Annotated in this window: 14 protein-coding genes; 10 read left to right on the forward strand and 4 right to left on the reverse strand. The window is 42.7% G+C overall.

Translation table 11 applies throughout. From position 1 onward, the window contains the following. Positions 1-152: 152 nt before the first annotated feature. Together ACW6PM_RS11505 and ACW6PM_RS11510 are read right to left on the reverse strand one after the other, a co-directional pair. Positions 153-623 (reverse strand): hypothetical protein, encoded by a 471-nt coding sequence (locus tag ACW6PM_RS11505; protein ID WP_456057248.1) that lies wholly within the window; start codon positions 621-623, stop codon positions 153-155. 80 nt (positions 624-703) lie between these two features. After that, entirely contained in the window at positions 704-2,068 is a 1,365-nt protein-coding gene (locus tag ACW6PM_RS11510) for a serine/threonine protein kinase (protein WP_456057249.1), read from the reverse strand. Between the two features lie 175 nt (positions 2,069-2,243). Between ACW6PM_RS11510 and ACW6PM_RS11515 the strand changes: the two genes are divergently transcribed. Further along, positions 2,244-2,984, forward strand: a complete 741-nt coding sequence (locus tag ACW6PM_RS11515; protein WP_308650920.1) for an adaptor protein MecA — start codon at positions 2,244-2,246, stop codon at positions 2,982-2,984. A gap of 57 nt (positions 2,985-3,041) precedes the next feature. Here ACW6PM_RS11515 and ACW6PM_RS11520 read toward each other — a convergent pair whose 3' ends face one another. Next, the gene (locus ACW6PM_RS11520; RefSeq protein WP_012740965.1) at positions 3,042-3,251 is read right to left on the reverse strand and encodes a DUF1858 domain-containing protein; all 210 of its coding nucleotides are present in this window, start codon (positions 3,249-3,251) and stop codon (positions 3,042-3,044) included. Between the two features lie 169 nt (positions 3,252-3,420). On the opposite strand from ACW6PM_RS11520, the gene ACW6PM_RS11525 reads away from it, so the two are divergent. Both ACW6PM_RS11525 and ACW6PM_RS11530 read left to right on the forward strand, forming a co-directional pair. Further along, positions 3,421-4,851: a flagellin N-terminal helical domain-containing protein gene (locus ACW6PM_RS11525; RefSeq protein WP_456057250.1), complete on the forward strand. Its 1,431-nt coding sequence runs from the start codon at positions 3,421-3,423 to the stop codon at positions 4,849-4,851. Positions 4,852-4,857: 6 nt separating this feature from the next. Beyond that, complete coding sequence (locus ACW6PM_RS11530; RefSeq protein ID WP_308669327.1) at positions 4,858-5,331, forward strand: flagellar protein FliS; 474 nt, start codon at positions 4,858-4,860, stop codon at positions 5,329-5,331. 30 nt (positions 5,332-5,361) lie between these two features. Here the strand turns inward: ACW6PM_RS11530 and ACW6PM_RS11535 are convergent, their stop codons facing one another. After that, positions 5,362-5,574, reverse strand: a complete 213-nt coding sequence (locus ACW6PM_RS11535) for a DUF2508 family protein (RefSeq protein ID WP_015567885.1) — start codon at positions 5,572-5,574, stop codon at positions 5,362-5,364. Between the two features lie 254 nt (positions 5,575-5,828). Here ACW6PM_RS11535 and ACW6PM_RS11540 point away from each other — a divergent pair, with 254 nt between their 5' ends. The 7 genes from ACW6PM_RS11540 (at position 5,829) to ACW6PM_RS11570 (ending at position 12,381) form a co-directional block, all read left to right on the forward strand. Further along, positions 5,829-6,344, forward strand: a complete 516-nt coding sequence (locus ACW6PM_RS11540) for a prepilin peptidase (protein WP_308650923.1) — start codon at positions 5,829-5,831, stop codon at positions 6,342-6,344. Positions 6,345-6,369: 25 nt separating this feature from the next. After that, positions 6,370-7,368: a hypothetical protein gene (locus ACW6PM_RS11545; protein ID WP_456057251.1), complete on the forward strand. Its 999-nt coding sequence runs from the start codon at positions 6,370-6,372 to the stop codon at positions 7,366-7,368. Between the two features lie 37 nt (positions 7,369-7,405). After that, positions 7,406-8,575, forward strand: coding sequence for a CpaF family protein (locus ACW6PM_RS11550; RefSeq protein ID WP_456057264.1), 1,170 nt, complete (start codon positions 7,406-7,408; stop codon positions 8,573-8,575). A gap of 88 nt (positions 8,576-8,663) precedes the next feature. Continuing rightward, the gene (locus tag ACW6PM_RS11555) at positions 8,664-9,407 is read left to right on the forward strand and encodes a type II secretion system F family protein (RefSeq protein WP_456057252.1); all 744 of its coding nucleotides are present in this window, start codon (positions 8,664-8,666) and stop codon (positions 9,405-9,407) included. Further along, a complete protein-coding gene (locus tag ACW6PM_RS11560; protein ID WP_456057253.1) occupies positions 9,404-10,630 on the forward strand; it encodes a secretion system protein F in 1,227 nt (408 codons plus the stop codon). The genes ACW6PM_RS11555 and ACW6PM_RS11560 overlap by 4 nt, the downstream gene beginning before the upstream one ends. Before the next feature lie 12 nt (positions 10,631-10,642). Further along, positions 10,643-10,810 carry a Flp1 family type IVb pilin gene (locus tag ACW6PM_RS11565; protein WP_308650927.1) on the forward strand — a complete coding sequence of 56 codons (168 nt, stop codon included), beginning with the start codon at positions 10,643-10,645 and terminating at the stop codon, positions 10,808-10,810. Next, a complete protein-coding gene (locus tag ACW6PM_RS11570) occupies positions 10,807-12,381 on the forward strand; it encodes a DUF5702 domain-containing protein (RefSeq protein ID WP_456057254.1) in 1,575 nt (524 codons plus the stop codon). The genes ACW6PM_RS11565 and ACW6PM_RS11570 overlap by 4 nt, the downstream gene beginning before the upstream one ends. The last annotated feature ends 16 nt before the right edge of the window (positions 12,382-12,397 follow it).

A 12,397-nucleotide genomic window follows, 5' to 3' on the forward strand; every position in this document is an offset into this window, starting at 1 on the left:
TCTATATATAATGATTGTGAGTAAAAACTGACTAGTAACAAATGGCTTTATGTCATGAAGCACTCTGAGGCATTAAAAGTACAAGCCCTCCGAAGGCTTCGGACATAAAATTGATAAACAGCTGGTTAAAGATGTCATTTTGCATCGTGATATTAATTCCTTTCTGATATCTTATCCAGAGTGCCAAACAGGCTGGTATTGATGAGGAACGGGTCCTCTAAGTAAGGAAAGTCTATCACCGGATACTTAAAATGATTATGGTTAATTGTCTTTTTCTTTTCCACGAGATTAAACAATATTTTTACGCTTCCTGAATCAGTTATTTTGTTTGAATTGAATAGCTCGATAATTCTGTTCAAAGCGCCCCGGTTCCATTTACTTGTTGTACACACGGCGATTCTTACGTCACACCTCATAAATTCCTTCAGGGTGTTTGGGTTAAGTATGCCGAAATCAATTATCACACGCTCGTATTTCATGTTTAAAATCTCAGTTAGTGTGGACATGACTGCGTGAGGAAAGAAATCTACATTCTTATAAGTAAAAACCTTTTCGTCTGCTGTCCTTGACAGTGAAAGAATTTCGTGTGTACCATTCAGCTCAACATAGGCGGTTCTATACATGCATTTATTGCTCATATAATTACAAAGAGCAAGGCTTATATGTGTTGTGCCTACATTGTGAACGCTGCCACAGACCCCAACTAGCTGTGGTGCAGAATGGACCTTCTTAAATATCCTTTTAAAGTGTCTGATAGTGATGCTCCTCCTTTTAGTTCTAACAGTCTTTGAATCAGCTTTTCCTTTTGGACAGAGCTCTTAAACATATCGCTGTCATAAGGAAAGTGATAAACACTGCAATTAAGCAGAGCCGCAATCGCTAAGGCATCCTGTCTGCTGCACATATTACATATAACACTCAGGGAAGCTGTCATTTTTTTGAGAAAAGAATGATTCCTGTAGATATCATTCAGATGCCAAAAGCTGCCGTTACATACATATAATACGAGATCCATGTCATTTATTTTCTCGTTGCACACATCAGTGCCAAGGTCGTATATCTGTATTGCATCCTTTGGAATATTGAACTGTATACCGTCACTGTAGTCCGGTATGCCCTGAAAGCTTTTGTAATAATAATATCCGTTTTTCTGCTTGAAAATCTGCAGTTCGTCGTGATTACCATGGCAAAGTATGCTTTTTGCTGAGTCTATGTAGATACCATGATATCCAAGGATATTGAGTTCGCAGGTGAGGGAAACGGCCACGTGGGTGGAGCCGCAGCCTCTGTGACTGCCTAAAACTGCTATCTTGTGTATGAGATGTGGCTGACCGGTTAATTTTTGAATTTCCTGTATTTCCTGATATAGCTCTGCGACAGTCACGTAGCGCAGTGATGCATCAGATGTTGTTGCTTTTTGGATAATATGCTGGAACTTATGGGAAAAGCTGTCTGGGGTAAAGGTCAGTATATACTGCAGAAGCTGACCTAAGCTGTAAATGTCTGCCGCCGGTGTAATTGTGTCCTCAGTAAAGCATTCGGGGGCAGAGAATTCTATATTCCCATAGTGATTGAAGTTATTTCCCTTTCGGGTAACATATGTCGATACACCAAAATCGATAAGCTTAAGCTTATTGTGGCATACTATAATATGCTCCGGTTTAAGGTCCCTGTAGATAATGGGAGTAGATATCTGTGTATGCAGATAGATAAAAACATTACATAATTGTTCACAAATATTAAAAAATAAACCTGGGGAAATTAACTGTTGATGAAGCAAAAATGAATCCAACGTCTCGCCGTCGATATATTCCTCGACGATATAATAAAAAGCATCGTCCTCTTCGAAGTCAAATATACGTGGTATAGACGGATGCTCAAGAGACTTGAGTAGTCTTGCTTCTGATAATGCGGATTCGGCGAAAGCAGAAGCTTTAGGAACTTTCTTTAGAGCTCTCTCCTGATCCATAGATATGTGTCTGACAAGCGTAACGCTACCGGAGCTGCCGGTTCCGAGATCTTTAATCATCTCATATTTGCCAAACAAAGATTGATTTGTATTTTTCATACGCTCCTTTTGGGTCGAGCGCACATCTCATGGATAACTTATAACATACCTGTAAAATAATTGCAACACTTTTTTTATTTTTTTTTAATAGGGCTCACGCTTTACAATATGGCGGGGGTTTATTATAATAGTTTTACGATTTACACGGATATTTTCGGAAAAGGATGTGAAAAATATGAAAATTGAGAAAGTAAATGATAATCAGATCCGCTGTACTCTTACAAGAGAGGATCTTGAGGACAGACATATAAAAATAAGCGAACTGGCATATGGATCAGCAAAGGCAAAAAGCCTTTTTAAAGATATGGTAGAGCAGGCAAATTATGAGTTTGGCTTTGAAACCAATGATATTCCGCTCATGGTGGAGGCGATTCCGCTGCCATCAGAGTCTATAGTGCTTATCATCACAAAGGTTGAATATCCGGATGAGCTTGACACCAGATTTTCAAAGTTTTCAGAGGCAGATGATGACTTTACAGACTTAGGAAATGCAGGTCAGCCTCCTGTGATAAAGGGAGCTGCTGATATTTTGGAGCTGTTTGAGCGTATCAAGAAGGAAAATGAGAAGGCCGCTGATAGTGAGCAGAGTACTGATGATATTACGGAAGAACAGGCAGAGGCTGACGTAGTAAAGCTGTTTGTTTTCGATAAATTTGATGATGTGCGCAGGATTTCGCATGTGCTTGACGGCTTTTACAGCGGCAGAAATGACTTATACAGGGATGCTTCAAGCAATAAGTATTATCTTGTGGCCCACAAGAGCGGGCATACTCCAAAGGAGTTCAACAAGGTGTGCAATATTATTTCAGAGTACGCATATCAGAAGAACTATGTGCCTGCCAATGAAGCATTTTTCAAGGAGCACGGTAATGTGATTCTTGAAGAAGCTGCTATCCAGACGTTAGTGGCACTTTAACAGAATATTGATTGCAAATAAAAGACGGCCTGCATGAGCAAGCCGTCTTTTCGTAAATTAACCGAGGTCGTGATCGATGAATGTGTTGATTTCAACGACAAGATCATCCGGGTCAAGTCCGTGAACCATAGCAGCCTCTTCGATTGTCTCCATCTGTGATGATGGGCATCCGAGACAGTGCATGCCGATATTTAAAAGTAATGGTGCCACGTTCTGGTCAATCTGAAGAAGATCACCAATCATAGTGTCCTTAGTAACTCTAGCCATTATTGTTTCCTCCTATTAGTCTTTTAATGTGCCTATTATAATACGATTTGCATTTAATTGCAAATTATACTATAAAGATTTTTTTTGAGTAGTTCGATATACTTATTAGACAACGGAATGTTAATACTACAGCAAGGATGCCTGAGAAATTATCAGGAAAGGAAAACACATGAAAATAAACAGGAATATGAGTGCTGTCAGGGCAAATAAGCAGCTCCTCGGTACAGAAAACAGATTATCAAAGTCTATGAAAAGGCTCTCAAGCGGCTACAAGATAAATTCAGCTGAGGACAATCCGGCAGGAATGGCTATCTCCAACAAGATGAAGGCACAGATAGAAGCCCTTGACCAGGCAAAATCAAATTCATCAGATGCGCAGAATGTCATGAAAATAGCAGACGGAGCACTTGGTGAGGTAAGCAGCATGCTCCAGAGAATCAGGGAGCTTTCGGTTCAGGGTGCTTCAGATACATATTCTGAGAATGATAAAAAGGCCCTGCAGTCAGAGATAGATGAGCTCACCAAGGAGGTGGACCGTATATCGGGCGATACTGAGTACAATACAAAGTCACTGCTCGATGGTTCGAGTGATACACGCGTCTATGTAAGGCAAAAGGATGCAAATGGCAATATGACTCAGGTGAACAGCTATATTACCAGAATAAATTTCTCAGACAATGTGTCGTCAGATAAATATGAGCTCACAGTAAATTCGCTCGCAACACAGGCAACAGGAAGTCTTACTTCTGCTACAAAGCCTGATGCGGAGGGAACGATTTCAATAAACGGTGTGAGTGTGGCTGTTAAGGCGGATATGACTCAGGATGAGTATATCCAGGAATTACAGAAGGCAGCGACTACAGCCGGTACTACGATGCAGGTGAATGGTGATAGCATCAGCTTTTTATCCAATGAGTACGGCAGCGACAGCACAGTAAATATAACTCTTTCTTCATCGCTTAAGGCTCTGTCAGGTGCAGACTATGAGAATGCCGACGATGGCAGTGGAAATATGCAGCTCAAAAGTAACGGTAAGGATGCCGTGGTTACAGGCGGAGAAAATCTATCGGACAAGACAATAAGAGCCGACGGCAACAGGGTGTATGTGGTAGGAAACAGTGGTTTTTCAATGGATTTTCTGCTGAGCAGTGATATGGATATGACAGCAGGAAGCAGAGATTTGCAGATAGATATTTCCGATATCGGAAATATGGCGGTGCAGATTGGTGCAAACGAGGGCCAGGAGATGAAAATCAGGATACCTGAGGTATCATCAGAGACACTTTATCTGGATACGGTAGATGTGACGGTAAAGGGTGGTGCAGACAAGGCAATGTCCACACTTGATGATGCGATAGAGTATGTCTCAGGTGTGCGCTCAAGGATAGGAGCCTTCCAGAACCGTCTGGAATCTGCTGAGAGCAGTCTTTCTGAGACCTCTGAGAACATGACCGGTGCATATTCCAATATCATGGATACCGATATGGCAACCGAGATGACGGAATACGCAGCACAGAATATTCTCGACCAGGCCGGAATCTCAGTGCTGTCTCAGGCAAATGACCTGCCACAGCAGGTACTTTCACTATTGTCGAGGTAATATGCAATGAAAAATGAATTGAAGCAGGAGCTCACCAGGAGGCTTTGTGAGTGCAACAACGGTGGGCTTGTGCTTGTTATGTATGATATATATTTTGGATTTTCGGATGATGTAAAGGCTGCCCTCGCTTCTAATGAGAGGGCAGCCTTGAAAAAGGCAGTGGCGGATGTACAGGCAGCGCTCGACGAGCTGATAGGTGCGCTTGATTTTAAGTATCCTCTCGCAGGACAGCTTTATCCACTGTACTCATACTGCAAGAGGCTTTTTTCCACAGTGCTTTACTCACTTGATGTGTCATTGGTGGATGAGGCCGACGGCATTATGAAAAAGCTAAGAAGCAGCTTTGAAACCGTAGCTGCCGGTGACAAATCGGCACCGCTTATGGACAATGCGCAGAAGGTCTATGCGGGCATGACCTATGGGAAGGGCAGGCTTACAGAGAGCTTTATAAATGATAATAACAGGGGCTTCCTTGCGTAGGAGGCCTCTTTTTTAGTTCATTAAGCCTCCTTAAACCTCATTTAGCCGCTTGGCGCAGTTTAAAAGAAATTTATACCGCATGGAAACAGCCTTGGCCTGATAGATATAATAGTCAATTAAATCGGGCTCAACCACATTTTCCAGGTTGGTGTATACAATTTGAAGTTCATCTGTTGTTTTTCTGATGTCATCCTGTAGGGTTTTGTAACCATCATTTACAGGCGTTTCTTTAAATAATTTCATGAATTCCTCCAACAAAATAAGTCTTAATACAAGTATAAGCAAAAGAGTTTCTTCTATTCACAGATTTTGTAAAAAGTGCTTTTGACATGTGAAAAATCAGTAAAATCAAGGCCTTGACTGTGGATTAGTGTATTGCTTGCGGCTGCATTTTGTGGATAACTAACAAAAAGCATTTATTTTAAAAAAAGCTATAGACAAAATCAGGATTGCGTTGTTATAATTCGTCTCACGAAAGGAGAGGTGATGAAAATACAGTGATTGTGAAATTAATATCACACCTCATGCTGTATATACTGCTTACAGTAGCAGCAATTGGGGATTTCAAAAATTATAGAATCAGTAACCGGCTGATTCTGACGGGACTTGGTTGTGCGTTTCTATTTCGCTTAGTGGGGGGCAAGGTAGCGAGCATCGTCTGGTTTCTTCCAGATATAGTTTTTCCGGTTGTCATTTTATATTTCTTATATCTTTCAGGCATTTTAGGAGCCGGGGATATCAAGTTATTTTCAGTAGTATGTGCATTTACAAATTTAAAATTTACCGCCTTGTGCATGGCAGCCGCTTTTGTGGCAGCAGCAGGATATGGTCTCATAAGCATGGTGCTTAAAAAGGAGCTCTTTATGCGTATGAGGGATGGATTTTTATACTTAAACGGTATACTGTGTGGCAGATTTATGCGGTACCGGGGACAGGGGAAAGCTGTTAGTTTCGCGGTATACGTGCTTTTGGGAACGGTCATGGCAGATATATGGTTTTACGGCATGAGGTGAAGAAAGGAGATTTAAAGTACCCTGGATGAAAAAAATCAGATTAGGAATTTATATTGAGGATTCAGAATATGGCGACAGACTGACATGCTATTTCATGAATCATTACAAGGAACAGCTGGAGATTCACATGTATACCATGAAAGACCAGCTTGAACACTTAGAGGGCGAGATAGATATCATGCTTTCAAGTGAGCTTGACCGGTGGAATAACAATGATATCCCACTGATACAGATTGTTGAGGAAACACCTATTGAGAGTGAGGAGGGCATATATTTTGTGGAAAAATATCAGGAAGTAAACCACATAGTGGAAGAGATTCTAAAGCATGTGGGCGGTGAGGTGAGAGACCTGACGAGCGAGGGCTCCTTGATAGGTCAGACGAGGCTTATAAGTGTGTATTCACTTGCTGATAATCAGTACCAGATGCCTTTTGCGATGACTTTGTCATCTATTCTGAGTGAGAATGAAAAGGTGCTGCTTATTGATTTTCAGGAGAACAGCGGACTATCGCGGATGCTTGAGCAGAGTGTGGAGCATAATCTGGACGAGCTGTTGGTGATGGCCGAATCCGGACGATACTCGACCAACAGAATAAACAGCTGTATAGGAAGAAAGCAGAAGCTGGACTATGTATATCCGATTGAGAATACAGAGTGTCTGTGCGAGATAAATATGGTAATCTGCAACAATCTGCTTCAGATGCTCGGCAAGGAAATGCACTATGACTGCATAGTTCTCAATATGGGCACAAGATTTAAGGGCTTTTTTGATATCCTTGACAGATGCAGTGATATCTATCTGGTGCAGAAAAAGGGCGGAATCAGCCAGTGGAGAGAGTACGAGTTTACAGAGGAGCTGATGGAAAGAGACTTAAGTAATGTAGTTGAGAGGATTAAGCTGATTGAGCCTCCGGTCATTACGATGCCGGTATCTACATGTGAGAAGCTTGTAGAGCTGTGGAAGTGGAATGAGTTTGGAGATGTCATAAGAAACATGACTCGGGGTATTTCGTGTGCTGGATGATTTTGGACAGAGAATAAGAGATATTATACTTTCTGAAATGGATTTGTCCAGAGAACTGAGCGATGAGGAAATATGCGATCTAATCGGAAGTGTGGTTTCAAGAGAGGCACGCGACAGACCAATGACCATAAAGGACAGGGCAGAGCTTGAGCGCACCATATTCAACTCTCTGCGTAAGCTTGATGTGCTGCAGGAGCTGGTGGATGACAGGGATGTGACCGAAATTATGGTAAACGGTCCAAACGATATATTCTATGAAAAAGCCGGAAGAATCCAAAGGTTCAAGGGTCATTTCTCATCGGAGGAGAAGCTGGAGGATGTGATACAGCAGATTGTAGGACGCCATAACAGGGTTGTAAATCAGGCATCACCGATAGTTGATACCAGGCTTAGTGACGGTTCCAGGGTAAATATAGTGCTAAACCCCATATCTATAGGAGGCTCGGCTGTATCAATCAGAAAGTTTCCGGAGCATCCTATGAGCATGGAGCGGCTTGTTGAGATAGAAGCTCTCTCGCCGGAGGTGGCAAGGCTTCTGCAGGTACTGACGCAGGCCAAATACAATATATTTATTTCCGGTGGTACAGGCTCCGGTAAAACGACATTCCTGAATGCCTTGTCCCAGTATATTCCGGATGATGAGAGAATTATTACAATTGAAGACTCGGCGGAGCTGCAGCTTCTGGGGGCTAAAAATATAGTAAGGCTTGAGACCAGAAATGCAAACACCGATGGGGTTACTCCAATTACAATAAGAGATCTTATCAGGACGGCTCTTCGCATGAGACCGGACAGGATAATAGTGGGCGAGTGCAGAGGCGCAGAGGCACTGGATATGCTTCAGGCTATGAATACAGGGCATGACGGCTCGCTGTCCACCGGACATGCCAATTCACCACAGGATATCATTTCAAGAATTGAGACTATGGTGCTTCAGGGGCAGGATTTCCCGCTCAATGCGATACGCCAGCAGATAGCATCGGGAATAGATATCATTGTCCAGCTTGGCAGGCTGAGGGATAAGAGCAGGAGAGTGCTCGAGATATCAGAGGTGGATGGATTTATGGATGGTGAAATTGTGCTGCATACGCTGTATTGTTTTGAGGAAACAGGTGTTTTGGACAGTGGCAGGATACAGGGCTTTTTAAAGAAAGCAGGGACACTTTGCCACACCGACAAGCTTATGGCAGCAGGGCTTAGTGTATAGACTGCTATGTGGCACTTAAAGTAAGAAAGGCTGTAGCTGTCAGTATAGGCTTGTATGTTACTGAACAGTTACGAAGGGTTTTGATTATATGGATTACAGCAGATATTCCATGTCCGCAAAGGACTGGGGGATTGTTTTCATAAAAAGTATGGCTGCCACAGTGATTATCGCATATTTGTTTTATGACAGTCCCATTGTGGTTATTGCTTTTCCGGTGGTGTTTGTGTATTGTGCGAAGCTGTGCAGACAGGAGGGCGTCAGAAGGCAAAAGGAAAAACTAAATGAAGAGTTTATGAATGTACTTAAGGTGTTGAGCTCGAATATGCTGGCAGGATATTCCGTGGAGAATGCATGGCTGGAGGCAGAAAAAGAGATGCAGCTCATGTATGGAAATGACTCGCTTATGCTGTCTGAGATACAGGAGATGAACAGACAGATAAAGATGAATCAGACCTTTGAGGCGGTGCTGTCCGAATTTGCTCATAGAAGTGGTCTGGAGGATATAGTCAATTTTTCTGATATTTTCTCATTTGCTAAGAGAAGCGGGGGCAGGTTTGTGGATATCATAGAGTCCACCACTTACAGGATGTGGACAAAGTATGATACCAACAGACAGATAGAGGTCGCGGTTTCTGCCAAAAGGCTTGAGCAAAAGACTATGAACTATATTCCGATTTTTCTTTTGGCTTTTTTAAAGCTGTCTTCAAGAGACTATATGTCTGCACTATATGGAAACCTGGTCGGGGTAATCTTTATGAGTACCTGTCTTTTAGCCTATGCAGGGGCAATTAAGCTGGCAAAGAAATTTTTACAGGTAGGAATAGGCATATGATGGAGGGAAAGAGGCTTAGAATAGCAGCATTATTTGTTATAGTTTTGGTTTTTGCTTTTATCATGGATATGTCGTCAAATGCCATAACTGACAATACACTTACACGCAACGATACAGGTGACGGCGATGCGATATATGACCTGGTGCTGAATGCGGATGGACTCGATGAGGATTACAGCTATCAGCTGAAGCTTAGGGAGGAGCAGCCTTCAGATAAACAGGCGAACGAGCTGTTTACACAGGCAAAAAAAGAGATAGATGAGAGCTTTTGCGAAGAAGGCCAGAGTGTAGAGCAGGTCAGAGGGCATATAAATATGAAGGAAGCATATGCCAAAGGAGCCGTGGAGGCAGAGTGGACACTGAGTGACTATGATGTGGTTGATATTGACGGAGATGTGAACCAGGATGCATTTGAGGCAGCTGATGATGAGCAGGGAAAGCTGGTTAGTGCAAGCGTTGAGCTTTCCTGTGGCGAGCACAGACAGCTGTACGATTTCTCGTTTGTGGTATTTCCGGATGAACTGGATGCAGGAGAGCGTCTCATAAAGGATATAAACAGACATATTGACAGTGAGATGTCAAAGGCCGGTACAAAAAAGCTCACGCTACCGGATGAGGTAGATGGAGTGAAGCTTAGCTGGACGCAGGAAAAAAGCAATACGGCAGGTAAAATAGCCATGCTTGAAGTTGTTGTTATAGTTCTTCTGGTGCTTGAGAAAAAGGAAAAAAAGAAGACAGCGCAGAAGGAGAGGAATATACAGCTGCAGCTCGAATATCCGGAGATAGTCAGTAAAATGGCTGTTTTGATGGGTTCCGGAATGACTGTGGAGCAGGCATGGAATAGGATTACCGCCCGTTATCTTGATGAGCGGAAAAATAATAATAAAAATATTATGCCCGCTTACGAGGAAATGCTTGTGACGGAGAGAGAAATCTCAGATGGCATGACAGGCAGAAAAGCATACGCAGGCTTTGCGGAAAGAGTAAAGCTGCCATGCTACCAGAAGCTTGTACGCATTATTTTACAGAGTATTCACAAAGGAAGTAAGGGTGTATGTGAGATGCTCGAGAAGGAATCGGAGGATGCATTTGATGAGAGGAGACTTTTGGCTTTGAAGCTTGGCGAGGAGGCCGGTACAAAAATGCTTATGCCGATGATGATTATGATGGCTATAGTTATAGCAATAGTAATAGCACCCGCAATCATTGATTTTAAGATGTAGAAAGGAAAAATTATGTTAGGATTTAAGAATTTTTTATTGGATGAGGATGGCGCCGGAGTAGTGGAAATGATACTGATAATTGTCGTTTTAATCGGTCTGGTGCTGATTTTTAAGAAGCAGCTTACGACACTTGTAAACAATATCTTTCAAACAATCACAAGAGAGGCTGGTAAAGTGTGAGAGGCAGTATAACGATATTTGCCACGATGCTTCTCATGCTGGTGTCACAGTTTCTGTTTACTGTACTTGAAGCCGGCAGGAATCTGACACTTATCAATATAGCAGACATGAATTCAGAGGCTGTAGCAGAATCAGTTTTTGCACAGTATTGCAGGCCATTGTGGGATGAATACCATTTGCTTGCATACGATGCCGGAAGTGACGCAATGGGCAATGTGGATATCGAAAATGTCAAGTCGTATATGAAGAAGCTGACGACCGATAATTTTAAGATAGGCGATTCGGGCACTTTTGCCGGAGGCACTATTGTAAACGGCACCAGCATGTTAAGGCTGTCAATGGAGGAGCCCGAAGCCATGAAATATGTACTCATGACAGATGATGGAGGCGATGTGTATACAAATGCAGTTGTATCATATATGAAGAAAAATATTGGTTATGAGACAGTCAGAAATCTTTACAGTCAGTACAGCTCATTGAATGAAAACAAGTCTGCAGGTGAGTATGATGACAGTAAAATAGATAGTGCGCTGGAAGCCTTAAAGGACAATGCAGCTCATGAAGGCGGAGGCAAAAGCATAGCAAAATCGTCACCGCCCAGAGCTTACAGTGCGCCTTCATCGGCTTCAAAAGGAAAGCAGACATCAGAAAGCAAAGCAGAAGGCGCCGGCGGCGATAATACAGTTGAAAATCCGCTGGTAAAGGTGCAAAAGGTAAAGGCATCCGGCATATTATCACAGGTGGTTGATGAGAGCACTGTGTCAGGAAACAGTATTGACACATCAGCCAGAGTGTCCGGGCGCAGTCTGCATAAAGGAACGGGAGGCTGGTCGGAAAGCAGTGATGACTGGTATGCAAAGGTGCTTATGCAGCAGTATATTCTGACATATATGAGCTGTTATACTGATACAAATCCAAACCATGCCCTAAACTATGAGGTGGAGTATATCATAGGAGGCAGGGCGAGTGATAAGGATAATCTGAAGATTGTTATAGCAGAAATACTGGCTCTGCGTGCGGCTGTCAATATGACATATCTGGCAGGAAGCGCATCAAAGCAGGCACAGGCGATGGCTCTTGCCACAATTATCGGTGGAATTACTCTGACACCGGAGGTGATTGAAGGGGTGGAAAAGGGAATTCTGGCGGCATGGGCATTCTGTGAGAGTGTGCTGGATTTAAGGGCACTTTTGGATGGAGATAAGATTCCCCTGATAAAAAGTGATACATCATGGACCTCCAGTCTGTATGGCATGACAAGCATGCTCACAGGGCAGGTGAAGGCAAAAAGCTCAAGTGAAGGAATAGGCTACAAATCATATCTTGGAATGTTGCTTTTTACAAAGAGCATGAAAAATATAGCTTATCGTTCGATGGATGTGCAGGAGGCTACAGTACGCATGACCGGTGGTCATGAAGGCTTTAGAATGGACAATGCAATCTGTGAGCTTAGTGCAGATGTAAGCTACAAATATCATGGCTTATTTTTATGCTTTGTGAATCTGTTGGATGGGGCAGATAACGAGTATACCATAAAAAATCAGGCAAAGTATTCCTATTACGGACGCTGACAAAATAAGAAAGGCA

This window comes from Agathobacter sp., assembly GCF_977054825.1.